General features: G+C 57.2%; 26 protein-coding genes. 11 read left to right on the forward strand and 15 right to left on the reverse strand.

Annotated elements, in window-relative coordinates; all coding sequences use genetic code 11:
• Positions 1 to 145 precede the first annotated feature (145 nt).
• Positions 146 to 1,039, reverse strand: coding sequence for a LysR family transcriptional regulator (locus RTN40_RS15530; protein ID WP_312229250.1), 894 nt, complete (start codon positions 1,037 to 1,039; stop codon positions 146 to 148).
• Between the two features lie 164 nt (positions 1,040 to 1,203).
• Here RTN40_RS15530 and RTN40_RS15535 point away from each other — a divergent pair, with 164 nt between their 5' ends.
• The 3 genes from RTN40_RS15535 (at position 1,204) to RTN40_RS15545 (ending at position 3,188) form a co-directional block, all read left to right on the forward strand.
• A complete protein-coding gene (locus RTN40_RS15535) occupies positions 1,204 to 2,211 on the forward strand; it encodes a zinc-binding alcohol dehydrogenase family protein (protein ID WP_312229251.1) in 1,008 nt (335 codons plus the stop codon).
• 225 nt (positions 2,212 to 2,436) lie between these two features.
• A complete protein-coding gene (locus tag RTN40_RS15540; protein WP_312229252.1) occupies positions 2,437 to 2,766 on the forward strand; it encodes an RcnB family protein in 330 nt (109 codons plus the stop codon).
• Positions 2,763 to 3,188 carry a GNAT family N-acetyltransferase gene (locus tag RTN40_RS15545; protein ID WP_312229253.1) on the forward strand — a complete coding sequence of 142 codons (426 nt, stop codon included), beginning with the start codon at positions 2,763 to 2,765 and terminating at the stop codon, positions 3,186 to 3,188. Before RTN40_RS15540 ends, RTN40_RS15545 begins: the two co-directional genes overlap by 4 nt.
• A 58-nt stretch (positions 3,189 to 3,246) precedes the next feature.
• Here the strand turns inward: RTN40_RS15545 and apbC are convergent, their stop codons facing one another.
• Positions 3,247 to 4,356 (reverse strand): iron-sulfur cluster carrier protein ApbC, encoded by a 1,110-nt coding sequence (gene apbC, locus RTN40_RS15550; RefSeq protein WP_312229254.1) that lies wholly within the window; start codon positions 4,354 to 4,356, stop codon positions 3,247 to 3,249.
• Between the two features lie 135 nt (positions 4,357 to 4,491).
• Between apbC and metG the strand changes: the two genes are divergently transcribed.
• Together metG and RTN40_RS15560 are read left to right on the forward strand one after the other, a co-directional pair.
• Entirely contained in the window at positions 4,492 to 6,525 is a 2,034-nt protein-coding gene (gene metG, locus RTN40_RS15555; RefSeq protein WP_312229383.1) for a methionine--tRNA ligase, read from the forward strand.
• 85 nt (positions 6,526 to 6,610) lie between these two features.
• Positions 6,611 to 7,069, forward strand: coding sequence for a YehR family lipoprotein (locus RTN40_RS15560; RefSeq protein WP_312213251.1), 459 nt, complete (start codon positions 6,611 to 6,613; stop codon positions 7,067 to 7,069).
• A 44-nt stretch (positions 7,070 to 7,113) separates the two neighbouring features.
• Here the strand turns inward: RTN40_RS15560 and RTN40_RS15565 are convergent, their stop codons facing one another.
• The 3 genes from RTN40_RS15565 to RTN40_RS15575 are packed head-to-tail and all read right to left on the reverse strand — an operon-like array spanning position 7,114 to position 10,031.
• A complete protein-coding gene (locus tag RTN40_RS15565) occupies positions 7,114 to 7,581 on the reverse strand; it encodes a DUF1456 family protein (RefSeq protein ID WP_312229255.1) in 468 nt (155 codons plus the stop codon).
• A gap of 48 nt (positions 7,582 to 7,629) precedes the next feature.
• The gene (gene btsR, locus RTN40_RS15570; protein WP_312229256.1) at positions 7,630 to 8,349 is read right to left on the reverse strand and encodes a two-component system response regulator BtsR; all 720 of its coding nucleotides are present in this window, start codon (positions 8,347 to 8,349) and stop codon (positions 7,630 to 7,632) included.
• Positions 8,343 to 10,031, reverse strand: a complete 1,689-nt coding sequence (locus RTN40_RS15575; RefSeq protein ID WP_312229257.1) for a sensor histidine kinase — start codon at positions 10,029 to 10,031, stop codon at positions 8,343 to 8,345. Before RTN40_RS15575 ends, btsR begins: the two co-directional genes overlap by 7 nt.
• A 216-nt stretch (positions 10,032 to 10,247) precedes the next feature.
• Here RTN40_RS15575 and mlrA point away from each other — a divergent pair, with 216 nt between their 5' ends.
• Together mlrA and RTN40_RS15585 are read left to right on the forward strand one after the other, a co-directional pair.
• Positions 10,248 to 10,979, forward strand: a complete 732-nt coding sequence (mlrA, locus tag RTN40_RS15580; protein ID WP_312229258.1) for an HTH-type transcriptional regulator MlrA — start codon at positions 10,248 to 10,250, stop codon at positions 10,977 to 10,979.
• Positions 10,980 to 11,037: 58 nt separating this feature from the next.
• Positions 11,038 to 11,145 carry a protein YohO gene (locus tag RTN40_RS15585; protein ID WP_312229259.1) on the forward strand — a complete coding sequence of 36 codons (108 nt, stop codon included), beginning with the start codon at positions 11,038 to 11,040 and terminating at the stop codon, positions 11,143 to 11,145.
• Here the strand turns inward: RTN40_RS15585 and RTN40_RS15590 are convergent.
• The 5 genes from RTN40_RS15590 to bglX form a co-directional block, all read right to left on the reverse strand.
• The gene (locus tag RTN40_RS15590; RefSeq protein WP_312229260.1) at positions 11,126 to 11,857 is read right to left on the reverse strand and encodes an ABC transporter permease; all 732 of its coding nucleotides are present in this window, start codon (positions 11,855 to 11,857) and stop codon (positions 11,126 to 11,128) included. The genes RTN40_RS15585 and RTN40_RS15590 overlap by 20 nt on opposite strands.
• Positions 11,841 to 12,788, reverse strand: coding sequence for an ABC transporter ATP-binding protein (locus RTN40_RS15595; protein ID WP_312229261.1), 948 nt, complete (start codon positions 12,786 to 12,788; stop codon positions 11,841 to 11,843). The genes RTN40_RS15590 and RTN40_RS15595 overlap by 17 nt, the downstream gene beginning before the upstream one ends.
• Entirely contained in the window at positions 12,785 to 13,939 is a 1,155-nt protein-coding gene (locus RTN40_RS15600; RefSeq protein WP_312229262.1) for an ABC transporter permease, read from the reverse strand. The genes RTN40_RS15595 and RTN40_RS15600 overlap by 4 nt, the downstream gene beginning before the upstream one ends.
• 21 nt (positions 13,940 to 13,960) lie before the next feature.
• Entirely contained in the window at positions 13,961 to 14,878 is a 918-nt protein-coding gene (locus RTN40_RS15605) for an ABC transporter substrate-binding protein (protein WP_312229263.1), read from the reverse strand.
• A 98-nt stretch (positions 14,879 to 14,976) separates the two neighbouring features.
• Positions 14,977 to 17,274 carry a beta-glucosidase BglX gene (gene bglX, locus RTN40_RS15610; protein ID WP_312229264.1) on the reverse strand — a complete coding sequence of 766 codons (2,298 nt, stop codon included), beginning with the start codon at positions 17,272 to 17,274 and terminating at the stop codon, positions 14,977 to 14,979.
• Between the two features lie 186 nt (positions 17,275 to 17,460).
• Here bglX and dld point away from each other — a divergent pair, with 186 nt between their 5' ends.
• Both dld and RTN40_RS15620 read left to right on the forward strand, forming a co-directional pair.
• Entirely contained in the window at positions 17,461 to 19,191 is a 1,731-nt protein-coding gene (dld, locus tag RTN40_RS15615) for a D-lactate dehydrogenase (RefSeq protein WP_312229265.1), read from the forward strand.
• A 14-nt stretch (positions 19,192 to 19,205) separates the two neighbouring features.
• Positions 19,206 to 19,760, forward strand: coding sequence for an N-acetyltransferase family protein (locus RTN40_RS15620; protein ID WP_312229266.1), 555 nt, complete (start codon positions 19,206 to 19,208; stop codon positions 19,758 to 19,760).
• A gap of 11 nt (positions 19,761 to 19,771) precedes the next feature.
• Here the strand turns inward: RTN40_RS15620 and pbpG are convergent, their stop codons facing one another.
• Positions 19,772 to 20,719 carry a D-alanyl-D-alanine endopeptidase gene (gene pbpG, locus RTN40_RS15625; protein WP_312229267.1) on the reverse strand — a complete coding sequence of 316 codons (948 nt, stop codon included), beginning with the start codon at positions 20,717 to 20,719 and terminating at the stop codon, positions 19,772 to 19,774.
• A gap of 154 nt (positions 20,720 to 20,873) precedes the next feature.
• Positions 20,874 to 21,461, reverse strand: a complete 588-nt coding sequence (locus RTN40_RS15630; protein ID WP_312229268.1) for a Yip1 family protein — start codon at positions 21,459 to 21,461, stop codon at positions 20,874 to 20,876.
• A 162-nt stretch (positions 21,462 to 21,623) separates the two neighbouring features.
• Between RTN40_RS15630 and RTN40_RS15635 the strand changes: the two genes are divergently transcribed.
• Positions 21,624 to 22,202, forward strand: coding sequence for a DedA family protein (locus tag RTN40_RS15635; RefSeq protein WP_312229269.1), 579 nt, complete (start codon positions 21,624 to 21,626; stop codon positions 22,200 to 22,202).
• A gap of 16 nt (positions 22,203 to 22,218) precedes the next feature.
• On the opposite strand, the gene RTN40_RS15640 is transcribed toward RTN40_RS15635, so the two are convergent.
• Positions 22,219 to 22,989, reverse strand: a complete 771-nt coding sequence (locus RTN40_RS15640) for an SDR family oxidoreductase (RefSeq protein WP_312229270.1) — start codon at positions 22,987 to 22,989, stop codon at positions 22,219 to 22,221.
• Between the two features lie 180 nt (positions 22,990 to 23,169).
• On the opposite strand from RTN40_RS15640, the gene yohP reads away from it, so the two are divergent.
• On the forward strand, positions 23,170 to 23,253 hold the full coding sequence (gene yohP, locus RTN40_RS15645) for a small membrane protein YohP (protein WP_000698460.1): 84 nt from the start codon (positions 23,170 to 23,172) through the stop codon (positions 23,251 to 23,253).
• 69 nt (positions 23,254 to 23,322) lie between these two features.
• Here the strand turns inward: yohP and RTN40_RS15650 are convergent, their stop codons facing one another.
• Together RTN40_RS15650 and mdtQ are read right to left on the reverse strand one after the other, a co-directional pair.
• Entirely contained in the window at positions 23,323 to 24,222 is a 900-nt protein-coding gene (locus RTN40_RS15650) for a hypothetical protein (RefSeq protein ID WP_312229271.1), read from the reverse strand.
• Positions 24,223 to 24,534: 312 nt separating this feature from the next.
• Positions 24,535 to 25,974, reverse strand: coding sequence for a multidrug resistance outer membrane protein MdtQ (gene mdtQ, locus RTN40_RS15655; protein ID WP_312229272.1), 1,440 nt, complete (start codon positions 25,972 to 25,974; stop codon positions 24,535 to 24,537).
• Positions 25,975 to 26,003: the final 29 nt, after the last annotated feature.

Genomic DNA, 26,003 nt, shown 5'->3' on the forward strand with positions numbered 1-26,003 from the left:
AATCGATTAACAGATAAGAATGCTAAAGTGCAACTTGCTTGATTGAAAAGAACGCCGTTAAGATAAGTGTATTTCTCTTACTGCTTAAGTTAATAACTACCGGAGCTTAAGAGTGCCTTTTGCCATACATCTTGCCAGCCACCCCCTACCCCTTATACCTCAGCGCCTCGATAAGCCGTGCAAAGGCCTGGGTGTGTTGCTTACGGCTAGGATAATAAAGGTAATACCCCTGAAACGGTTCGCACCATGGCTCCAGCACCGCCTCCAGTTTCCCCTCGGCAAGCGCATCCGCGACCGTATCCTCTGGCACAAAGGCCAGCCCCATGCCGGAGATCGCTGCATCAATACGGGCAGGCAGATGATTAAACGTCAGTTGCCCCTCGACCCGTACCCGTAAATCCTGTCCATTGCGGGAGAACTCCCAGGCGTAAAGCCCGCCCAGGGTCGGCAGACGGATATTGATGCAGCGGTGATGCTGAAGATCGTGCGGCGTGTCTGGTCTGCCATGACGGGCAAAGTAGTCCGGGGAGCCGACCACCAGCATCCGCCAGTCCGGCCCGATCCTTATCGCCACCATATCCTTCGCGACCTGCTCCCCCAGCCTTACGCCGGCATCAAAGCGGCCGCTGACGATATCCGTCAGGCTATTATCGGTAGTCAGCTCTACGTTGATGTCAGGATAGGCGTTGAGAAAAGGCTTCAGCGCCGGCCAGACTGTAGATTGCAGGGCGTGCTCGCCAAGGTTGATACGAATATTACCGGCAACGCGATCGCGCATCTCGGTCAGCGAAGTTAGCTCGCTCTCGATCTCGCTAAAGCGGGGTGCGATGGTGTTAATGAGCCTCTCCCCCGCCTCGGTTGGGGCAACGCTGCGGGTAGTGCGCGTTAACAGGCGGATCTCAAGGCGCTCCTCCAAGCCCTTAATAGCATGACTCAGGGCAGACTGAGATACGCCAAGCTTTGCCGCCGCCCGGGTAAAGCTCCGCTCCTGCGCCACCACGGTCAGATAGTAGAGATCGTTAAAATTATCTTTGAGCATCAATACCGTCTCACTATTTATGAGTAAGGCTCAACAATAGCGTATTCGCAGGCTATTTTCACTCCTGGAGGATAAGTGCTGCTGTTTTAAGCCGCTGTTTCCCGCGCCCCGCGCTGGTTACCCTAAACTCATTCATCTGAAGCCACTCATGCTATGGAGTATTTATGAAAGCTATTGCTATTACCGCAGCGGCGCAGGCCGACGGCAACGTTGATGCCCTGCAGGAGATTGAGATTGAAAAACCGGTCGCGCAAGGCCACGACCTGCTGGTACAGGTTAAAGCCATCTCCGTTAATCCGGTCGATACCAAAGTTCGTGCGGGCTTTAACGCCGATAAGCCGCGTATTCTCGGCTGGGATGCAGTAGGGGTTGTCGCCGAAGTGGGTGACGCGGTCACCCTGTTTAAGCCAGGCGACACCGTGTGGTACGCCGGGGCGCTGACCCGTCCGGGCAGCAATAGCGAATATCAGCTGGTGGATGAGCGCATCGTAGCCCTGAAGCCCACTTCCCTGGATAACGCCTCTGCCGCCGCGCTGCCGCTAACGGCTATCACCGCCTGGGAGATGTTATTCGATCGCCTGGGCGTGAGCGAAAACGGTAACGAAGGCGACGTGTTGCTGATCGTCGGTGCGGCGGGCGGCGTCGGTTCAATCATGACCCAGCTTGCCCGTAAGCTCACCAAAATGACGGTGATCGGCACGGCTTCACGCCCGGCAAGCCAGAAGTGGGTGACCGATCTCGGGGCGCACCACGTTATCGATCACAGCAAACCGCTCAGTGAAGAGCTGGCCCGAATCGGTATTCAGCATGTTACCCACGTTGCCAGCCTGAACAGTACCGATGAGCACTATCAGCAGCTGATTGAGGCGCTAATCCCGCAGGGTAAGCTGGCGCTGATTGACGATCCGGAGACGCTGGACGCGCGTCCGCTGAAGGCAAAGAGCATCTCTCTGCACTGGGAGTTTATGTTTACCCGCTCGATGTTCGAAACCGAGGACATTATTGAGCAGCACCGTCTGCTGACCCGCGTGGCCTCGCTTATCGACAGCGGCGTGATCCAGACCACCCTGGGCGAACACTTTGGTACAATTAACGCCGACAATCTGCGTAAGGCTCATCGTCTGCTGGAGTCCCGACGGGCGGTTGGCAAGATTGTGCTGGAAGGCTTTTAACGCCAGGATTTTTCCCAAAAGATATTTCCCCCGCCAGCGGATGGCTATTTTAGCGATCCGCTGCTTCTGCTTTCTCCGGCATTTGCTTACACTTTTTTTCTAAGGCACGCGCGGGCATGACAGCTTTTGCTATTGCTTTCAGAGAGAAATCGCAGCGATGATAGCGCGCACGTAATACGAAAGGGCCAGATGAAAACAGCCCGCCCGGCAAAATATGGAGAGACCATGGGTAAGACTAAACTGATGCTTCTTGGTGCGCTGCTGGTATCAGCAAGCGCCGCTTTCGCAGCGCCACAGACTGCTGCTGCCACGGGCATATCAAAATATGAACTGCAGGAATTTGTTGCTGACTTTACCAAATTCAAAATCGGCGACACCGTTCCGCCGATGTACCTCACCGACGAATACAACATCAAAGCGTGGCAGCAGCGCAACCTGCCCGCGCCGGATGCCGGCAGCCGCTGGACCTATATGGGCGGCAACTACGTGCTGATCACCGAACCCGAAGGTAAGATCCTCAAAGTCTATGACGGCGAGATTTTCTACCACCGATGATTATTCGTCCCTGGCAGGAGAGCGATCGCCCTTTCCTACGCACGCTCTACCTGCATGCCCGCCGCACCTGCTGGACCTGGAAAGATGGCCGTGACTGGCAGCTGGAAGATTTTGATGCTGCTACCCTCGGGGAGCGCATCTGGGTTGCCGAAGAAGATGGACACCGTCTGGGCTTCGCCTCGGTCACGCTGAACGATAACTTCGTCCACAACCTGTTTGTTGACCCGGCGTATCAGGGCCAGGGCGTGGGCAGCGCGCTGCTGAAGAAGGTGCAGTCGAATTTTACCAGTTCGGGGTCGCTGAAGTGTCTTGCTGAGAACAAAGCCGCGCTGGCGTTTTATCGCCATCACGGCTGGCATATCGAGGCGCGAGGCGAAGCGCCGGAAGGGGATTACTTTTTACTGCACTACAAATTGCTTTAAGTAACGCCGGGTGGCGGCTTCGCCTGACCCGGCCTACAAAATGCAAATTCGACCCCGCTTACACCGCGCGGAAGGCGATCTCGGACGGGATCACGTCGCCCTGCCAGTAGAGCTGAGCGGCTACGCGCCCGGCAAGTTTACGGTAGAGCGCAGTAAATTCGCTATCCGGACGGTGGATCACCGTCGGCGTACCGTTATCGAGATCCTCACGCAGGGTAATATGCAGCGGCATCTGCCCAAGCAGTTCTGTATGGTACTGCTGCGCCAGCTTCTCTGCGCCACCGGCGCCGAAGATGGCTTCGTGGTGGCCGCAGTTGCTGCAAATGTGCATGCTCATGTTCTCAACGATGCCCAGCACCGGGACCTCCACCTTCTCAAACATCACGATGCCTTTTTTGGCGTCGATCAGCGCAATGTCCTGCGGCGTGGTCACCACCAGCGCCCCGGTCACCGGGATGTTTTGCGCCAGGGTCAGCTGAATATCCCCGGTGCCCGGCGGCATATCCAGCACCAGGTAGTCGAGGTCCGGCCACATTGACTCCTGCAGGAGCTGCAACAGCGCCTTGCTGGCCATCGGGCCACGCCACACCATGGCGTTATCGTCGGTAACCAGATAGCCGATAGAGTTGGTTGCGAGGCCGTGGGCCATGATCGGTGCCATATGGGTGCCGTCCGGGGAAGTAGGACGATTGCCCTCGGTCCCCAGCATTGCCGGGATTGACGGGCCGTAGATATCGGCATCCAGAATACCGACCTTCGCTCCTTCGGCGGCCAGCGCCAGCGCCAGGTTGACGGCAGTAGAAGACTTCCCTACCCCACCCTTGCCGGAGCTAACGGCAATAATGTTCTTCACGCCGTTGATGCCCGGCTGATTTTTTACACGCTTCAGCGTGGCGATGGTATGGGACAGCTTCCAGTCGATGGCTTTTGCGCCGGTGATGCGCAGCAGCTCGGCGCTGCACTGCTCCTTCAGCTCCTCAAACGCGCTGCGCCAGGCGAACGGCATCAGCAGTTCAATGTGCACGGTATCATCCAGCCAGGCAACGTGGTGCACAGCTTTAAGCGCGGTGAGATTATGCTTCAGGGTGGGGTGCTGAAAATTCGCCAGCGTTCCGGCAACCATTGCTCGCAGGGCTTCCGGTGATTTGGCCTGGGATTGAGAGTTCATCCCGACTCCTCTGTTCTTGTAGGTGAAAAGCTCGTGTAGCAAGTTTACCTGAAAGAAAAAGGTTTGTGCTTACTTAATAGTGCCCCATTTGGTAATATCAAAACCCCTTTTTTTACAGAAGACGTAATGCTCACTATGACTCAAGTCGCGAAAAAAATTCTGGTAACGTGCGCGCTGCCGTACGCAAACGGCTCAATCCACCTCGGCCATATGCTGGAGCACATCCAGGCTGATGTCTGGGTCCGTTACCAGCGAATGCGCGGCCACGAGGTCAACTTCATCTGCGCCGACGACGCCCACGGTACGCCAATCATGCTGAAAGCTCAGCAGCTGGGCATCACCCCGGAGCAGATGATCGGTGAGATGAGCCAGGAGCACCAGACCGATTTTGCTGGCTTTGATATCAGCTATGACAACTACCACTCCACGCACAGCGAGGAGAACCGCGAGCTGTCCGAGCTGATCTACGGTCGCCTGAAAGAGAACGGTTTTATCAAGAACCGCACTATCTCTCAGCTCTACGATCCAGAGAAAGGCATGTTCCTGCCGGACCGTTTTGTGAAAGGCACCTGCCCGAAATGTAAGTCACCGGATCAGTATGGCGATAACTGCGAAGTCTGCGGGGCAACCTACAGCCCGACCGAGCTGATCGAGCCGAAATCCGTGGTTTCCGGCGCGACGCCGGAAATGCGTGACTCCGAGCACTTCTTCTTTGATCTGCCGTCGTTCAGCGAAATGCTGCAGGCGTGGACCCGCTCCGGCGCGCTGCAGGAGCAGGTTGCTAACAAAATGCAGGAGTGGTTTGAATCCGGCCTGCAGCAGTGGGATATCTCCCGCGATGCGCCCTACTTCGGCTTTGAAATCCCGAACGCGCCGGGCAAATACTTCTACGTCTGGCTGGATGCGCCGATCGGCTACATGGGCTCCTTCAAGAACCTGTGCGACAAGCGCGGCGACACCGTAAGCTTCGACGAATACTGGAAGAAAGACTCCAGCGCCGAGCTGTATCACTTCATCGGCAAGGATATTGTCTACTTCCACAGCCTGTTCTGGCCAGCAATGCTGGAAGGCAGCAGCTTCCGCAAGCCGACCAACCTGTTCGTTCATGGCTACGTAACGGTAAACGGCGCGAAAATGTCCAAATCGCGCGGCACCTTCATTAAGGCCAGCACCTGGCTGAACCACTTCGATGCCGACAGCCTGCGCTACTACTACACCGCCAAGCTCTCTTCGCGCATCGATGATATCGACCTGAACCTGGAAGATTTCGTTCAGCGCGTGAATGCCGACATCGTCAACAAGGTGGTGAACCTCGCCTCCCGTAACGCGGGCTTTATTGCCAAGCGCTTTGACGGCGTGCTGGCGGCCGAGCTGGCGGATCCGGCGCTGTATAAAACCTTCACCGATGCGGCTGCCAGCATTGGCGAAGCGTGGGAGAGCCGCGAGTTTGGTAAAGCGGTGCGTGAGATCATGGCCCTGGCCGACGTGGCTAACCGCTACGTTGACGAGCAGGCACCGTGGGTGGTGGCCAAGCAGGAGGGCCGCGATGCCGATCTGCAGGCTATCTGCACCATGGGGCTTAACCTGTTCCGCGTGCTGATGACCTGGCTGAAGCCGGTGCTGCCGCAGCTGTCTGCGCGCGCCGAAGCGTTCCTGAACACCGAGCTGAGCTGGGATGCTATCCAGCAGCCGCTGCTGGGCCACAAGGTGAATACCTTCAAGGCGCTCTACAACCGCATCGAGATGAAGCAGGTTGAAGCCCTGGTCGAGGCCTCAAAAGAGGAAGTGAAAGCCGCCGCTGCCCCGGTTACCGGCCCGCTGGCGGACGATCCGATTCAGGAGACCATCAGCTTTGACGATTTCGCGAAAGTCGATATGCGCGTGGCGCTGATCGAGAACGCCGAGTTCGTTGACGGCTCCGACAAGCTGCTGCGTCTGACCCTCGATCTCGGCGGCGAGAAGCGTAACGTCTTTTCCGGCATTCGCTCTGCCTATCCGGATCCGGCCGCGCTGGTGGGCCGCCTGACGGTAATGGTCGCCAACCTGGCGCCGCGTAAGATGCGCTTTGGTATTTCCGAAGGCATGGTGATGGCTGCCGGTCCTGGCGGGAAGGATATCTTCCTGCTTAGCCCGGACAGCGGTGCACAGCCGGGACAACAGGTTAAATAATCCGCAAAGGGTGCTCTAAACAGAGCACCCTTTTTTTATTGCGCTATGATTTTAGGGACAGGGTTATTTTAAATAAGGGAAAAGTATGAATATCGTAAAAAAAATCATTGCTACGGCGTTTACTGCACTGCTGGTAATTACCTTGAGCGGCTGCGGCGACAAAGAAGAGAGTAAAACCTTCACCTGGTCAGACGGTAAAACCAACGTTGAGCTGACCTACTACTATAAAAACGATGTGGTGCTGCGCCAGACGGCGAAAAATACCCTGCACTATGATGCGCTGGGGATCCCAAATAAAGAGGCGGCCATGCAGCGTCTGGGACCAATCAGCGAGCAGTATAAAGAGATTAAAGGCGTGGATGAGAGTCTGGACTATCAGGATACCTACGCCACCGAGACCTTAACCGTTGATTACACGAAGGTCGATCGCGATGCGCTGCAGAAAGTGCAGGGCACGGCGTTTACCGGTGAAATCAAAGAGGGTATCAGCATGAAGAAATCAGAGGAGCTGCTGGAGTCCCGTGGTTTTAAAGAGGTGAAATAACCTGCTTAATGCCCGGCAGCGCCAGCTGCCGGGCCAGTCATATCTTATTTAGCCGCGTGCAGACGCACGGCCAGACCCCGCAGGAAATAACGGAAGAACTGATCCCCACACTCACGATAATTCTTATGATCGGGTGCCCGCATCATGGCGGTAATTTCTGGCATCGACACACGGAACTGCTGCTCGGTCAGAATAGCCAGAATATCGTCGGTTTTTAACGCAAAGGCGATACGCAGCTTTTTCAGCACGATATTATTATTTAGCTTGCGCTCGGCTTTCAGCTCCGGAGCTGTTTCGTCTTTGCCCCGGCGAGCGTAGATCAGCCCGTTGAGAAAGGTTGACATGACGATGTCCGGACAGGCCTGAAAACCTGCCTCCTCCTCTTTACGCAGCCAGGCGGCAATTTGCTGCTCGCTGGCCTCTGCGCCGCCAAGGGTAAAGATCCGTTGCAGCTCGGTGTTGTTGGCTTTCAGGGTGTAGCGCAGGCTACGTAAAATATCATTGTTCAGCATAGTCTCTTCAGCGGTGATTTTCGCAAACGCACAGTGTACCACTGAAGTTTACAACCCCAGCGCCTCTTTTAAATTTTTCAGGTAGCGGCGGCTGACCGGTACGGTGTGACCGTCCCGCAGCAGCAGTTCCGCCTGACCGTTATCCTCAAGGCGGATCTCCTGCAGATGGGCCATATTCACCAGATACTGACGATGGCAGCGTATCAGCGGCGTCCGTTGCTCCAGGGTGCGTAGCGTCAGCTCGGTAAAGCCCTCTTTGCCTTCGTGGCTGGTGACGTAGACGCCGCTCATCCGGCTGCTGACAAACGCTACGTCATCCATTTGCAGAAGCCAGATGCGGCTATGGCCGGTACAGGGAATGAACTTCAGCGCCTGCTGGTTCTCCGGCAGCAAGGAGATGTCCTGTACGCCGCGCTCCTGGCGCAGGCGCTGGAGTGTCTTTGCCAGCCGCGGTGCCTCAATAGGCTTGAGCAGATAGTCAAAGGCATGCTCTTCAAACGCCTTCACCGCATACTCGTCAAAGGCGGTGAGAAATACCACCCAGGGACGCTGGTCTGGATCGAGCATGCCAACCATCTCCAGACCGCTGATGCGCGGCATCTGGATATCGAGAAATAGCACGTCCGGGCGCAGCTTATGCACCGCCCCCAGCGCCTCTATCGCGTTGGCGCACTCACCGACGATCTCAATGTCGCTCTCATCCTCAAGCAGCACGCGCAGGTTCTCCCGCGCCAGCGGCTCGTCATCGACAATCAACACTTTTAGCATGCGTTCTCCTCCAGGGGCAGTCGCAGGGTAATACGGGTAAAACTGTCCGGCTCGCACTGCACTGTAATGCCGCAGGTATCACCAAACCGCGCCCGCAGGCGCTTGTCTACAAGGCTCATACCCAGCCCGCTGGCGTCGGCTTTTGGCTGGTAGAGTCCTGCGTTATCTTCGATATCCAGCACCAGATAATTTTCCTGCTGGCTGGCCTGTATCGTAATCATCCCAACCCCCAGCAGCTGCGAGGTACCGTGCTTAATGGCGTTTTCCACGATTGGCTGTAGAGTGAAGGCCGGGAGCTGCTGATGGGCCAGCGCATCGGGCACGAACAGCGTTACCTGCAAATTGGCCTGAAAACGCGCCTTCTCAATTTGCAGATAGGCGTTCACATGCTCAATCTCATCCGCCAGGGTGACCACCTCCGACGGACGCTTGAGGTTTTTACGGAAAAAGGTCGAGAGATACTGTACCAGCTGGCCTGCCTGATCGCTGTCGCGGCGGATCACCGCCTTCAGGGTATTAAGGGCGTTAAACAGAAAGTGTGGATTCACCTGGGCATGGAGCAGTTTGATCTCCGACTGGGTTAGCAGTGCCTTCTGCCGCTCATACTGCCCGGCAAGGATCTGCGCTGACAGCAGCTGAGCGATCCCCTCCCCTAGCGTACGGTTGATGGAGCTAAACAGACGGTTCTTGGCTTCGTAGAGCTTGATGGTGCCCATCACCCGCTGATTTTCCCCGCGCAGCGGGATCACTAGCGTTGAGCCGAGCTTGCACTGAGGATGCAATGAGCAGCGGTACGGCACCTCGTTGCCATCAGCATAAACCACCTCGCCGGTCTCCAGCGTTTTTTTGGTCCAGGCCGATGAGATGGGGCGGCCCGGCAGATGGTGATCGTCACCAATCCCCTTGAAGGCCAGCAGCTTTTCCCGATCGGTGATCGCTACCGCGCCGATATCCATCTCCTGATAAAGCACCTGGGCCACCTTCATACTGTTCTCTTCGTTAAACCCCTGGCGCAAAATCCCCTCCGTGGAGGCTGCCACCTTTAAGGCGGTGGCGGAGAAGGCCGAGGTGTACTTTTCGAACATGGCGCGCTTGTCCAGCAGAATGCGCATAAACAATGCCGCCCCCACGGTATTGGTGACCATCATCGGCGCGGCAATACTGCCCACCAGATGCAGGGCGTCAGCAAAGGGCCGGGCGATGAGCAGAATAATCAGCATCTGCACCAGCTCCGCCACCAGGGTGATCGCCCCTGCCGTCAGAGGGTTGAAGACATAGTCGGTGCGGCCACGTTTGATCAGCATGCTGTGCACCAGCCCGCCGAGCAGCCCCTCCACCATAGTGGAGATCATGCAGCTCAGGGCGGTCATGCCGCCCATTGAGTAGCGGTGCAGACCGCCGGTGAATCCCACCAGGCCACCCACCAGCGGGCCGCCCAGCAGGCCACCCATGACTGCACCTATCGCCCGGGTATTGGCGATAGAGTCTTCAATATGCAGGCCAAAGTAGGTTCCCAAAATGCAAAAGATCGAGAAAGTGACATAGCACAGCAGCTTGTGGGGTAGCCGGACGGTAACCTGCATCAGCGGGATAAAGAGCCGGGTTTTACTCATTAGCCAGGCGATAACCAGAAAAACGCACATCTGCTGTAGCAGCAGCAAAACCAGGTTAAATTCATACATAACTGTGCGTCCATCACGGTAAAAACGCGTAACATACAGTGAGTGAGTGTAACTTTCTTTTAAGCATTGCAATAAATCGGCAAATCGTGCTCACTATCACAAAATCGGACCGCTGATTTGACGAAATTGTTACGAAGAGAATAAGACGGTCAATCTCCTCTGCTACGCTAGATATTGACCTCCGGACAAATGGAATATCCTGGCAAAGGTGGGATCATGGCGCTTTACACGATAGGTGAAGTGGCTTTGCTCTGTGATATCAATCCCGTTACGCTGCGCGCCTGGCAGCGGCGTTACGGACTGTTGAAGCCGCAGCGCACGGATGGCGGACATCGGCTATTTAACGATGCGGATATCGATCGCATCCGGGAGATAAAACGCTGGATCGACACCGGCGTACCGGTGAGTAAAGTTCAGGCCCTGCTGCTTAATGAGTCGCTGGACGGCTCGAGCGGCTGGCGCGATCAACAGGAGGTGCTGCTCCAGCTACTGCAGAACGGCAATATTCCTCGCCTGCGCCAGTGGCTCAAGGAGCGAACGCGTGACTATCCTGCAGAAACGCTTACCCTCCACCTGCTTATTCCCCTTCGCCGCCGTCTGCGCTGTCAGCAACCGACCCTGCTGGCAATGCTCAGCCTGCTTGACGGCATTCTGATCAACCACATCTCGGCCTCCCTGGCTTCAGCCCGAAAGAAGCACAATAAGGATGCGCTGGTGGTGGGCTGGAACATTCACGATACTACCCGGCTATGGCTGGAAGGGTGGCGGGTGAGCGAGCAGGGATGGCGCGTGGAGGTGCTGGCCAACTCGTTAAACCAGCTGCGTCCGGATCTGTTTGAGGGCCAGACTATGATGGTGTGGTGCGGCGACGCCCCCTCTACGGCCCAGCGTCAACAGCTGGCGGCGTGGCAGGCGGCCGGGCATGCCATCTATCCGCTCGGCATTTAATGTTTTATTAACAGCTGCGCTTCACGTTATACTTATTCGCCTAAATAAGGAGCACACCATGAACGCAGCCAAAATTTCCATCATTACCCTTTTCTTTCTTATGGCCGTGGGCGGCATCGGCGGCGTGATGCTAGCGGGCTACACCTTTATTTTGCATGCTGGCTAAGACGGCGCGCCAGCCGTTCAAAGCAGCGATCGACAATAATTGCCGCCAGCGCCACCAGCAGCGCGCCCTGTAGAACGTAGGCGGTATTAAACCCGCTCAGGCCGATAATAATCGGCGTCCCCAGCGTATTTGCCCCTACCGTTGAAGCAATCGCCGCCGTGCCAATGTTAACGATCACCGACGTCCGCACGCCGGCCAAAATCACCGGTGCGGCCAGCGGTAGCTCAACCTTGATCAGGCGCTGCCATCCGCTCAGCCCCATTCCTTCCGCCACGCTAACCACCCCACCGGGAAGCGCAGCCATGCCCGCCAGTGTCCCCTGCAACACCGGTAGCACGCCGTAAAGAGTAAGGGCAATGATAGCTGGCTCTTTGCCGAAGCCCATCACCGGCACGGCAATCGCCAGCACCGCCACCGGTGGAAAGGTCTGCCCTACGGCGGCAATCGTCTCCACCAGCGAGCGAAACTCCAGCCCCGCTGGACGGGTGACGGCGATGCCCGCCCCGATACCAAGCACGACCGCTATCGCGCTGGAGACGCCCACTAGCCAGAAGTGGGCCAGCGTCAGGGAGATAAAGCTCTCCTGCTGGTAGAGCGGCCGGGAAAGCTCGGGAAAGAGTGCGCTAAACAGGCTGCCGCTGTAGGGCAGCGCCAGCAGCAGGGCGACAAACAGCGCGATAAGCCACAGAAGCGGATCACGAATGGCTTTCACGGCTGGCCTCCGCACGCAGCAGATCCTGGAAATGGACCGCGCCGCAGGGCACTCCCTCAGCGTTAGCTACCGGCAGCACCTCACAGCGCCGGGCAACAAACGCAGAAAGCGCATCACGCAGGGTCATGGCGGCATCGAGCGGCTCCCCGGCGACCTGTTCGCCTGGGCGGACGTAGTCACCCACGCTGCGCAGGGAGAGCAGACGCACCCCCAGCTCGCTGCGGCCAAAAAAGGTACGAACAAACTCATTGGCGGGCCGGGTGAGCATCTCCAGCGGCGTCCCCTGCTGCACTACCCTGCCCTCATCCATCAGCACCAGATTATCCGCCAGCTGCAACGCCTCGTCGATATCGTGGGTCACCAGCACAATGGTGCGTCCCAGCAGACGGTGGATACGCTTCATCTCCTGCTGGAGCGCGCCGCGGGTCACCGGATCCAGCGCGCCAAAAGGCTCGTCCATCAGCAGCACCTCCGGATCGGCCGCCAGGGCTCGCGCCACCCCGACGCGCTGCTGCTGCCCTCCCGAGAGCTGATGCGGATAGCGCCCGCGCAGCTGCGGATCCAGCCCCAGCAGGGCCATCAGCTCGTCAATGCGGGCGTCGATTTTTGCCCTGGGCCACTTCAGCAGCTGCGGTACGGTGGCGATGTTCTGCGCCACCGTCCAGTGGGGAAAGAGTCCGATGGACTGAATGGCGTACCCCATGCGTCGCCGCAACGCCAGCAGGGGCAAGCTGCGGATCTCCTCTCCGGCAAAGCGGATAGTGCCCGCGTCGTGCTCCACCAGACGGTTGATCATCTTGAGGGTGGTGGATTTTCCCGAACCTGAGGTGCCGATGAGTACCGAAAAAGCCCCGGTTTTGAAGTGCAGATTGAGATCGCTGACCGCGCTCTGCCCGTTGAACGTTTTGCTAACCTGCGTGAATTCGATCATGGCTGTTTTACCTTCAGCAGCGCTATCCATAAGCCAAAAAGCGCGTCGACGACCACCGCCAGCGCGATGGTTGGGATCACCCCCAGCAGGACCAGATCCAGCGCGCTGCTCAGCAGCCCCTGGAAGACCAGCGCCCCGAAGCCACCTGCGCCAATCAGGGCGGCAATTACCGCCATGCCCACCGTCTGCACCGTTACTACCCGCAGGCTGCGCAACAGCACCGGCAGAGCCAGCGGCAGGCGTACCTGGAAAAAGCGCTGACGCGCGCTCATTCCCATCCCGGCGGCGCTCTCCAGCACCTCCCGGGGAACCTGGTTCAGGCCCGCCACTACCCCGCGCACCAGCGGCAACAGCGCGTAGAGCACAAGGGCGATCAACGCGGGCGTCAGGCCCGTTCCGGCGATGCCGATGCGGCCAAGAGCGGGAAAGTGCTCAACCAGTCCGGCCAGGGGGGCGATCAGCAGACCAAACAGCGCCACGGAGGGCACGGTCTGGATAATGTTGAGCACGGTAAACACCGGCGCCTGACGCGCAGGATGGCGATAGCACCACAGCCCCAGCGCGCCGCCCAGCAGCAGCGCCGGGACCAGCGTCCCCAGCAGCAGAACCAGGTGCTGGGCCAGGGCGTTGTTAAACACGTCCTGGCGGTTGGCGTACTCTTTCATCAGCGAGAGATGATTCAAGGCCCCTAAGTGCAGGAGCAGCAGCGGCACCAGCCAGATCTGAGCCTGTAACAGCCAGCGCCAGAGGGGATTGGCGGTAAGACGGCGGATAGCATCGCTACAGACAAGCAGCGCAAGGGCCATCCACAGCCAGAGGCCGCTGCCGATAGAGGTGCGTGCCAGCGCGCTGCCAGACTGGGCCAGATCGGTGGCCGCTTTACCCGCTCCCCACACCAGCGCAATGAAGCACAGCTCCGCCAGCACCAGCGTCGCCGCCAGCGGCCAGCGGCGGGGGAGAAAACAGAGCACAAGAAAGAGCAGCGGTACGGGAAGCCACAGCGCGGGCGAGTGCGGCCAGATCTGCCACAGCGCCCGGCTCTCGCCGGACACCAGCCGGTTTGGCGCGTAGTTAACAAAAGGCAGCATGGCTGCCGCCAGGGCAAGCGCCACCAGCAGCAGCACGACGCGGTTATGACAGCGTATAGACACGTTCCTGTCCTGTCGGGCGGGTTACTTCACCAGCCCTTTCTGTTTCAGGTAGTCGGCGGCGACTTTTTTAGCATCCAGCCCTTCAACGGCGATACTGGCATTGAGCTGCTGGAGCGTTTTCTCATCCAGGCTGGCAAAGACCGGCTTCAGCCACGCCTCCATCTGCGGATACGCCTTCAGCACCGCCTCGCGCACCACCGGCGTCGGGGCGTAGATCGGCTGGACGCCTTTCGGATCGCTCAGGGTTTGCAGGCCCAGCGCTGCAACCGGGCCATCGGTACCGTAGGCCATCGCTGCGTTCACGCCGGACGTCTGTTGGGCCGCCGCTTTAATCGTTACCGCCGTATCGCCCCCGGCGAGGGAGAGAAGCTGCTTCTGATCCAGCTTGAAGTCGTAGGCTTTCTCAAACGCTGGCAGGGCATCAGCGCGCTCGATAAACTCTGCCGATGCCGCCAGCTTAAAGTCGCCGCCCTTTTTCAGATAGCCGCTGAGATCGGCCAGCGAGGTGAGCGTGTTCTTCTCCGCCAGATCCTTACGTACGGCTATGGTCCAGGTATTGTTAGCCGGGGCCGGGGTCAGCCACACCAGCTTGTTCTGCTCAAAATCGAGCTTTTTCACCTTCTCGTAGCCCTGCTGAGCGTTTTTCCACGCCGCATCGTTCTCGTCCTTAAAGAAGAACGCACCGTTGCCGGTATATTCAGGGTAGATGTCCAGCTCGCCGGAGGTGATCGCTCCGCGCACCACCGGCGTGGTCCCCAGCTGAACCTTATTGACGGTTTTTACGCCATGGCTCTCCAGCACCTGGAGGATAATATTCCCGAGCAGCGCCCCTTCCGTATCAATCTTCGAGCCGACTTTGACCGGCTCAGCCGCCAGCGCAGGCAGGCTCACGGCTGCCATCAGTACCAGTGAGCCGAGACTTCCTTTAATCATTGCCATTGCACTTTCCTCATTATTGTTGAAATTGCGGGTCGCTATTACTCTTCTCATAAAACGAAGGGCCAGTAAACTGACCCTTTTGGTTATTGCTATTCTGATTATTGCAATTCGAACTGCGCCTGTTTCACGCGGGCGGAGTCGGTACCGATAAAGACGTTAAACTTGCCTGGTTCGGCGTCGTACTTCATCTTCTGATTCCAGAACTTCAACGCGTTAATATCGATCGGGAAGCTGACGGTCTGGGTCTCACCTGGCTTAAGGGTAACCTTATCGAAGCCCTTCAGCTCCTTCACCGGACGGCTCAGGGAAGCGGTCACGTCCTGAATGTACATCTGCATTACCGTGGCCCCTTCCCGCTTGCCGGTGTTGGTCACGTCAACGCTGGCGGTGACCGTACCGTCACGCGACAGAGTCGGTGCCGAGAGCTTCACGTCAGAGACGCTAAAGGTGGTATAGCTCAGGCCGTAGCCAAAAGGATAGAGCGGGCCGTTAGCCTCGTCAAAGTAGCGCGAGGTATACTTGTTCGGGTGTTCGGCATTGTACGGACGACCGGTATTCAGGTGGCTGTAGTAAACCGGGATCTGCCCTACCGAGCGCGGGAAGGAGATCGGCAGCTTGCCGGACGGATTGTAGTCGCCAAACAGCACATCGGCCACGGCATTGCCGCCTTCGGTACCGGCGAACCAGGTTTCCAGAATGGCGTCCGCCTGCTGATCCTGCTTCACCATCGCCAGCGGACGGCCATTCATCAGCACCAGCACCAGCGGCTTGCCGGTGGCTTTCAGAGCGGTAATCAGATCCTGCTGGCTCTGAGGAATAGTGATGTCAGTCCGGCTGGACGCTTCGTGCGCCATTCCCTGAGACTCGCCGACCACCGCAACCACCACGTCGGACTGATTCGCCGCCTTAACCGCTTCGTCAATCATCGCCTGCGGCGTGCGCTCGTCAACCTGGATTGCCGGCTCGTACTGGTTGAGGAACTCAACAATATCTTTGTCGTTGGTGACGTTCGCGCCTTTGGCGAAGATCACTTTTCCTTCGCTGCCAACGGCATTTTTGATCCCGGTGAGAACGGTGACTGACTGTTCAGTGACCCCGGCCGCAGACCAGCTGCCCATTACGTCACGCTTGCTGTCGGCCAGCGGACCGACCACGGCAACGGTGGCGGATTTTTTCAGCGGCAGCGTCTCGAGGCGGTTCTTCAGCAGCACCATACTTTCGCGTGCCACCTCACGGGCCTCTTTACGGTGCAGCCGGCTCTCGGCGTTGGTATCCTGCGGATCGCTCTCTTTCGGACCAAGGTGGCTATAGGGATCGTTAAACAGCCCCATATCATATTTAACGTTCAGCACGTGGCGGGTAGCATCGTCCAGCTCGGCCATGGTCACCTTACCGCTCTTGATCAGTCCCGGCAGGTATTTGCTGTAGTACTCATCGGCCATGCTCATATCGACGCCGGACTTGATCGCTACGCGCACCGCGTCCTCAGGATCCGCCGCCGTACCGTGCTTGATCAGCTCTTTAATCGCCCCGTGATCGGAGATGGTAATGCCTTTAAATTTCCAGTCGCCGCGCAGCAGATCCTTCAGCAGCCAGGAGTCTGAGGAAGCCGGGGTACCGTTGAGGGAGTTAAGGGCGATCATTACCCCGCCGCTGCCGGCATCAAGAGCCGCTTTATAGGGCGGCATATAGTCGTTGAACAGGCGCTGCAGGCTCATGTCCACGGTGTTGTACTCCTTCCCGCCCTCCACGGCACCGTAGGCAGCAAAGTGTTTGACGCTGGTCATGACCGAGTAACGATCCGCCGGGCTTTTGCCCTGCATCGCTTCGACCATGGTTTTGCCCATCATCGCGGTGAGGTAGGTATCCTCCCCGAAGCCCTCAGAGCCACGGCCCCAGCGCGGATCGCGCGTCACGTCTACCATCGGCGCCCAGGTCATGTTCAGACCGTCGTCCGCCGCTTCCCAGGCGGAAATGCGGCCCACGGTTTTTACCGCATCAAGATTAAAAGAGGAGGCCAGGCCTAAGCTGATAGGAAAAACGGTACGCTGACCGTGTACCACGTCATAGGCGAAGAAGAGCGGGATCTTCAGGCGGCTAAGCTGCATCGCCTGATCCTGCATCGCACGAATATCCTGGCGGGTAACGGTATTAAAAATCGCCCCTACCTGGCTGGCCTTGATCATGTCGCGGATCGCCTCTTTCGGGTTATCCGGGCCTACGCTTATCAGGCGCAGCTGACCAATTTTTTCGTCAACCGTCATTTTTTTGAGCAAATCCGTGACGTAGGCATCCCGGGCCTGCGGCGTCAGGGGATGGTTACCGGACGTATCCTCTGCCAGTGCGGGTTGCAGCGCCAGCCCTACGGCGACACCTACTGAACATAGCCATTTCATGTCGTTCACTCTCTTGTGTTAACAGCCGACTCAGCGGCCTGACCGTGCGAAAAAACGCAGTGTGCCATAATCGTAGCGCGCCTTGCAGGGTTATTCTCTTATTTTTCTGACGATTAGTCCGTCCGGATAGATTTTCCCGCGCTATGCTTTATCAGATGATTCTGGCCCTGCCACAAGGAGTGGAAAATGTCTGCTGTCTCCCTACAAAATAACAACCTCTTTCTTAGCGAACTTGCCCGGCTGGTAGGGCATGCGCAGCTGCTTACCGATCCGGCTAAAACCGCCCGCTACCGTAAAGGCTTCCGCTCCGGCGAGGGCAAGGCGCTGGCGGTGGTGTTCCCTGAAACGCTGCTGCAGCTCTGGCACGTGCTCAACCTCTGCGTGCGTAACGATAAGATCATCTTAATGCAGGCGGCGAATACCGGCCTCACCGAAGGCTCGACGCCGAGCGGCAACGACTACGATCGCGATATCGTGATTATCAGTACCCTGCGCCTTGACCAGCTTCAGCTGATTGATGAGGGCAAGCAGGTGCTGGCATGGCCTGGTGCAACGCTCTATTCGCTGGAGAAGGCGCTGAAGCCGCTGGGCCGGGAGCCACACTCGGTAATTGGCTCGTCGTGCATCGGGGCGTCGGTGATTGGCGGAGTGTGTAATAACTCCGGCGGCTCGCTGGTGCAGCGCGGCCCGGCCTACACCGAGATGTCGCTCTTTGCCCGCATTGACGAGCAGGGGCAGCTACGGCTGGTGAACCACCTAGGCATTGACCTGGGCGAAACGCCGGAGCAGATCCTCAGCAAGCTTGATGACCGACGCATAACCGACGCCGATGTGCGCCACGATGGCCGCCATGCGCATGATAGCGACTACGTGCAGCGGGTGCGCGATATCGAAGCTGATACCCCCGCGCGCTACAATGCCGATCCGGATCGGTTGTTTGAGTCCTCCGGATGCGCAGGCAAGCTGGCGGTTTTCGCCGTGCGTCTGGATACCTTTCCCGCCGCCAAGCGCCAGCAGGTGTTCTATATCGGCACTAACCAGCCAGAGGTGCTGACGGAGATCCGCCGCCATATGCTGGCCAACTTTGATAACCTGCCGGTGGCGGCAGAGTATATGCATCGGGATATCTACGATATCGCTGAGCGCTACGGCAAAGATACCTTCCTGATGATCGACAAGCTCGGCACTGACAAGATGCCGATGCTCTTTACCCTGAAAGGGCGCGCCGATGCCATGCTGGAGAAGGTCACGCTGTTTAAGCCCCACTTTACCGATCGCCTGATGCAGCGTGTCGGCAGCGTTTTTCCCGGTCATCTGCCGCCGCGGATGAAAAGCTGGCGCAATAAGTATGAGCATCACCTGCTGCTGAAAATGGCTGGAGACGGCATTGCCGAAGCGCAGAGCTGGCTGAAAGATTACTTCACCGAGGCCGAGGGCGGCTTCTTCGCCTGTACCACCGAGGAGGGCAACAAAGCCTTTCTACATCGCTTCGCGGCGGCGGGGGCGGCTATTCGCTACCAGGCCGTGCATGCCGATGAGGTAGAGGAGATCCTGGCCCTCGATATCGCCCTGCGACGCAACGATACCGAGTGGTTTGAGACGCTGCCAGAGGCGATCGCCAGCAAACTGACGCATAAGCTTTACTATGGCCACTTTTTCTGTCACGTTTTCCATCAGGACTACATCGTCAAAAAAGGCGTGGATGTCCATGAGCTAAAAGCGCAGATGCTGTCGCTGCTGCAGGAGCGTGGCGCGCAGTATCCGGCTGAACATAACGTCGGGCATCTGTATGAGGCGGCGGAGAGCCTGAAGCGCAACTATCGCCAGCTCGATCCCACCAACAGCATGAATCCCGGCATTGGCAAAACCAGTAAGCAGAAATACTGGGGCGAAGGCGGTGACCTGCCCCATTCGTAAAGGAGTGCAGAGCGATGTCTGCTGTTGATGTTTTAGCCATAACCGATGTTGAAGTCCGCGACGCCTTGCCGGACGACGTACACGCTATCTCAGCGATCTACGCCTGGCACGTGCTGCATGGCCGCGCCTCCTTTGAGGAGGTGCCTCCCACTATTGACGAAATGCGCCAGCGGATAGCGAAAATTACCGGCGAGGGGCTGCCGTGGCTAGTGGCACTCTATCGCGGCATCATTGTGGGCTACTGCTATGCTGGACACTACCGTCCGCGTCACGCCTATCGCTATACCCTTGAATGCTCTATCTACATTGAGTCCACTATGACTGGAAGGCGGATCGGCAGCGCGTTGATGCAAGCCCTGATTGCCCGCTGTGAAGAGGGTCCCTGGCGGCAGATGGTGGCAGTCATTGGCGACGGCCATCAAAATGAAGGCTCGCTACGCCTGCATAAGAGCCACGGCTTTGAAGTGGTAGGACAGCTGCGCAGCGTTGGCTATAAGAAGGGCGACTGGCGGGATACGCTAATCATGCAGCGTCCGCTCAACGATGGAGACTGGACGCTGCCGGAGTAGCTAATCACTCATTAATCATTCTGCGCGGTTTGTGCCGCGCTGCCGGTGGCATTGATTGCCATCTGGGCCGCCTTCTGGCGTTTGTAGCTCAACGCCGACGCCGGAACAGGCTGGACTTTACCGGTCTCAATCCAGGTCCGCAGACGGCTGGCATCGGCGAAATGGGTATATTTGCCAAAGGCGTCCATCACCACCAGCGCCACCGGTTTGTTATTGATCACCGTACGCATTACCAGGCAGTGCCCGGCGGCGTTGGTGAAGCCGGTTTTGGTCAGCTGAATATTCCAGTTGTCGCGATAGACCAGGTGGTTGGTATTGCGAAACGGCAGGGTGTAGGCCGGGCTGGAGAAGGTCGCCATCTCTTCGCGCGTGGTGCTGAGCTGGCCGATGAGCGGATACTGCTTGCTGGCAATCAGCAGCTTTGTCAAATCGCGCGCGGTTGAGACGTTATGGATCGACAGCCCGGTCGGCTCCACAAAGTGGGTATTCACCATGCCCAGGGATTTTGCCTTCGCATTCATTGCCCGAATAAACGCATCGTAGCCGCCCGGATAGTGATGGGCGAGGCTGGCAGCGGCGCGGTTCTCCGAGGACATCAGCGCCAGCAGCAGCATATTCTTACGGCTGATCTCACTGTTCAGACGCACGCGGGAGTAGATGCCGCGCATCTCCGCCGTCTTGCTGATATCCACCTTCAGGCGCTCATCCAGCGGCAGGCGGGCGTCCAACACCACCATTGCCGTCATTAGCTTGGTGATAGAGGCAATCGGCCGCACCAGATCCGGATGGCTGGCGTAGATCACTTTATTGGTTTGCAGGTCGACAATCATCGCGCTGCCGGAGGCAATCTCAGGCTGGGCAGCGGCGGTGGCAGGAGCAGTTTTTGCCAGCGCCTGGGGCGCGACGGGGACGGCCAGCAGCAAGGCAAGACTTAACAGGGAAACTCGACATTTCAGCATGGTGAGACTTCTGATGATTATTCACGCGCGTGATGACGCACACCGCTTTTGCAGGCAAATAATGGCAAAGGCTGGCTAACGCATGATAGCTGCCATCATGCGTTGTCGCCAGAGAAGATTGTTTGCTGAACGTTACGCGCCAATCGCGGCAGGTTCAGAACAGACGATAGCCATAACCCCAGAGTATCACCGTCAGCGCCAGCAGTACCTCCAGTACCAGCACGCCAATAGCTAACGTCGAACTGGAGAAGCTCAGCCCCTCCTCCTGGTTAATATTCAGGAAGGTCGGGATACCAACGTAGAGCAGATAACCGGTATAGAACAGCGCCACCGTTCCCACCAGTGCGCAGAGCCAGACCAGCGGGTAGAGCGCCACCAGACCGCTTAAGAAGAGCGGCGTTGCAACATAGCCAGCAAAGACCATGCAGCGGGCAAGCGATGGCCGCTGCGGAATGTTACGCGCCATCCAGTAGATAACCCGCCCCATCACCGCCACGCCAGCCAGCATCAGACCATAGAAAAGAATGCCAAGTAACAGCGCCGTGGTAAGTGACAGCCTTGAGAAGACGCCTTCCCCAAAGTGCCAGCCAAGCTGAGTGGTACCGATGAATGCGGAGACAACCGGGATGGCCGCCATCAGCAGAACGTGGTGGGTATAATGATGCGAAACCGTTTCGTTTTCGCCTCTGATCACCTTCATTTCACGATCGGGATGGGACAGGAGTCCCCAGACATGGTTCATAACGCCCCCTTGCTGTCAGCCCAGATAACTACGTCTTTAGTATAATGCACTTCTGCTTATTTTTTGGGCTAATGGACCGGGTCTGCTGCCGTCCGGGGCCGCTGTGTATTCACAAGAGCTATGCTTAAACAACCTTTTTCGTCTGGAGGAGACGTAATACGCATGGATATCAACAACCTGATTGCGCAGTATGGTTACGCCGCGCTGGTGGTTGGCAGCATGGCGGAAGGTGAAACCATTACCCTGCTCGGCGGCGTGGCGGCGCATCAGGGCCTGCTGCGCTTTTGGCTGGTGGTCGTGGCGGTCGCGCTGGGTGGGATGATTGGCGATCAGCTGCTCTACCTGCTTGGCCGCCGTCTCGGGGATCGTGTACTCAGCCACTTTTCGCGCCATCAGGCTAAGATCGATCGCGCCCAGCGTTTAATCAACAAACGCCCCTGGCTGTTCGTGATTGGCACCCGCTTTATGTATGGCTTTCGCATCATTGGCCCGCTGCTGATTGGCTCAAGCGGCCTGCCGCCACGCCTCTTTCTGCCGCTCAATATTGTGGGTGCTATCGTCTGGGCGCTGATCTTTACTACCCTGGGCTACGTCGGTGGTGAGGTGGTGGGTCCGTGGCTGCATGCCCTTGATCAACATCTGAAGCACTGGATATGGCTGATCCTGGCGATCGTTCTCGCCTTTGTGCTGCGGGCGGTGATTAAACGCTGGCTGGCAAAAAATAGAGAGGCGGGAGAGTAACCTCTCCCGCCTGCGCTTACTGAGGCTTAAATTGCGGGTTGGCCAACATAAAGCCGCCGTCAACGATAAATGACTGGCCGGTGGTGTAGCTGGCATCCTCAGAGCTGAGCCAGCCGACCAGGCTGGCAATTTCCTGGGTTCTGCCCGGCCGGGCCAGAGGAATGTTTGGCATTGAGCCTTCCTCGACATCCTCATCCTTCATGTCGTTCATCGGGGTGGCGATTGCCCCCGGCGCAACCGAGTTCACCAGGATCTTGTGCTGCACCAGCTCCATTGCTATCGACTTGGTCAGGCCGCCGAGGGCGTGCTTAGCGGCGGTGTAGGCGCTGGCATCCGGCAGCGGGGTGTGCTCATGCACGGAGGTGATATTGATAATGCGCCCGCCCTCGCCCTGCTCCACCATTTTTCTGGCAGCGATCTGCGCGCACAGGAATGCGCCGTCAACGTCTACGGTGAAGACGGTGCGCCACTCTTTGAACTCCATCTCCAGAAACGGGGCTTTGCTCATCGCCCCGGCGTTATTAACCAGCACGTCGATGCGCCCGAACTTGTCGATCAACGTTTGAATGGCCTGCGCACCGTCGGGCAGGTTACTGAGATCGAGCTGGACCATTTCGGCGCGACGGCCCAGCGAGGCGACGGCCTCAGCAGTTGCTTTCGCTCCTTTGTCGTCCGAGTGCCAGGTGATCCCAATGTCATATCCCTGCTTAGCCAGCACCAGCGCGCACTGCTTGCCGATACCTGAATCCGATGCCGTGACGATGGCAACCTTGTTTGTCGTGCCCATAAGAACCTCCGTAAAAAGAAGTGATAAGGGTAGAACGCGAAAAAGCTGAACAGTAAGTATAGAGAGTTCCCGGCTATCGCAAGGGCTGAGGCCATTTTCTGCTTCCGCCAGGCAAAACGGCAGATAATTGCCTATGCTTTCAGAGGCATCAGTAAGACGTCACAACAAAAGGACACGACGATGAAAATTTTACTTTGGGCTATTTTGATTATTTTTCTGATTGGGCTGTTGGTGGTAACCGGCGTGTTTAAGATGATTTTCTAAGGTGTTCGCGTGAACATGGCCCCCGTAAGGGGGCATACATAAGCATAATTGTTAACTGAGCTATAAGTTCTAAATGGTATCCGCCGCTAACTTTTGATAACGATAATACTCTTGCTCAAGAAACATAACCTTTCTCGGCAGCTCATTAAGATAAAACTGCGGTAATACATAATCCCCCGGCGATTTAGCAAGCTCCTTCACCAGATGTGCAAGAATGACATAAAGGGGTATGCTGTACTCTACTTGAAAGCGCCGAAATTCGCGTCGCCATATTATTGTACTAAAATAATCAACATATTTTCTTGCTTCCCTAAAGGGTAAACTTTGTAATTTTTCCAGTAAAAAGTTGAATGCCGGAAGCGCCAACACTTTGATACGCATCGCCTCAGTAAATCTGTCTTTACCCATTGGTACGGTTGCGTTTGATAGACGAGACAGGATACACGCCACAGGATTTAACACTCTGACAAAGTCGTGACTCATTGCTGCGCCATGTCGATCTGGCATAACTAAAAATGGTTCGGTATTGAGAAAAAGCTTGTCACCTGTAAAATCATCATGCTCGAAACCAGAGGGTCGGTCGATAATATCGACTATATTTGCCTCGTTAAGTTGGTCATTCAGAAATTGCCCCTGCGCATTTTCTTTTACCTTCCCGGTATCTTTGTCTATCAGATTAAATACAGCGATAGACGGCGGATTAAATATTTCCTGCATTTTGCTATCAACGTTGAATATTTTCGCAATAGCTTCCGCCCCTTCTTTTTTCGCTACATAGTCAACGTCAATTGATGTGATAAATGTCATATCCGGCTGGTCGGGATAAAAATCCATGTAAGTGGCATACCAATACATAACGGCTTGTCCACCTACGGTTATGACAGGAGAAGGAAGCTGATCCGCATTATCAATCAGATAACGGTTAAGCATAACCAGCTGATTTTCAGGGGGTATCACCATTTTGGTCATAAAAAAGCTCACCTGTTAAGATGAGCTGATTTTAACATTACTCTATCTGGTAAGATGGGATGGCTAGTGGATTTCAGAAAAAAGAGACGCTACGTCCGCTTTTAGCAGGCACGATACCATCAGGGCGTTGCTGTATTACACGCCCCGATGCCTGACCGTTACGAACGGCCTCCACTCGCTGTTGATACTCACGCTGATGCCTGACTTTATCTTCTTTAGCTGACATAGCCTTCACCGACTAACTGAATATGTATGAGACTTATAGCTCAAATATACGCCTGTTTATTGCGCCTCGCAAACAAAGCTTAAATTTTACCCCTGATGATATCCCCCGCCCAGCGCGGAGGTGAGCTGCAGGGTGGCATCCAGCCACTGACCGTGCAGGGCAATACCGTTAATCTGCTCCTGAAGCAGCGGCAGCCGGCTCTGACTGACCCGCATGCCGGGAATAATCCCCACCTTAAAGCGCGCTTCAGCTAACGCAACGATGCGTCCAGCATCCTGCTCGATCTGCCGCTGGCGCTGATTCTCCTCCGCCAGGGTCTCGACCTGTACTGCCGCTTTCTCTACCTCGTTGACCGCATTCACCACCGCCTTGTTGTAGCTGGCGACAGAGAGGTTATGCTCCTCTTCAGCAATGTTCAGGCTGGCATTCAGCCGACCACTGTCGAAGATCGGCAGCGTCAGCCCACCGGTAACGCCCATCTGCTGGGCCGAATGGCGAAAGAGATCGCTCAGATGCAGGGCATCCTGCTGGAGAAACGCCATGAGGTTAAGATCTGGATAGAAGGCTGCCTTCGCCGCCTCTACGCTGCTGAGAGAGGACTCAATATACCAGTGCGCCGCCTGCAGATCCGGGCGACGAGCCAGCAGATCGTAGCCCAGCCGTGGAGGCATCTTGTCTTCAACTTTCGGCAACCCGACTGGCTCCAGATGCAGCGTGGCCGCGCTGCTGTCCGTCAATGCCACCAGACGTGCCTCAATCACCCGCATTTTACCCCTGGCCTCGCTCTGCTGCTGGCGGGTCTTCTCTTCGTCGATGCTGTTTTCGGCGTCCGCCACCGAGGAGGTAATACCCGCCTGATGAAGCTGGCGGTCGGCGGCAACGATGGTCTGCTGGTCGCGCTGGATCTCATCCAGCACCCGATCGACAGCGGCCTCGGTTTGCCATTGCCAGTAGAGTCGCGCCACGCTGGTGGCCAGCAGCTGTCGCGTCTGCTGCCGCTCGGCTTCATGGGCGCGAACGTCGCCAATGCGGGCGGCCACCTCATCGCGATTTTTACCCCACAGATCCAGATCCCAACCGGCAGTTAAGCCAAAGGTGCCGTTGGTATACCACGGGCCGGTTGTCCCGGCAGCGGGATCGGTTATGGCAAACGGTCCCATCAGCCCCTCGGCGGACATACGCTGCCGCTCGACGTCGGCGGAAAAATCGACCTCCGGGCCATCGTTGGCGGCGACGCGCTGGGCCTGCGCTTCGGCGAGATGGATCCGTTGCTCTGCAACCTGCATATCTGGAGCCTGTGCAAGAGCGCGCTCAATCAGAGCGTTAAGCTGGGGATCGTGATATGCCTGCCACCACTGGCTCTGCGGCCAGCTGGCGGCGAGCGCCGGAGGTAAGCTATCGGTAGCCGCCGCTGCCGGGGCGTGCTCTTTTAAGGGGGTAACGCTGTCGTGCATTGGCGCACACCCGCTGAGGATCAGTACCAGTGGGAAATACGCTACAGCGGCGGTAATAAAGGGACGACTCATAGACACGCTCTGTCAAACCAGGGCGTTGC

The sequence above is a fragment of the Pseudescherichia sp. genome (assembly GCF_031987975.1).
Lineage (GTDB): Bacteria > Pseudomonadota > Gammaproteobacteria > Enterobacterales > Enterobacteriaceae > Pseudescherichia.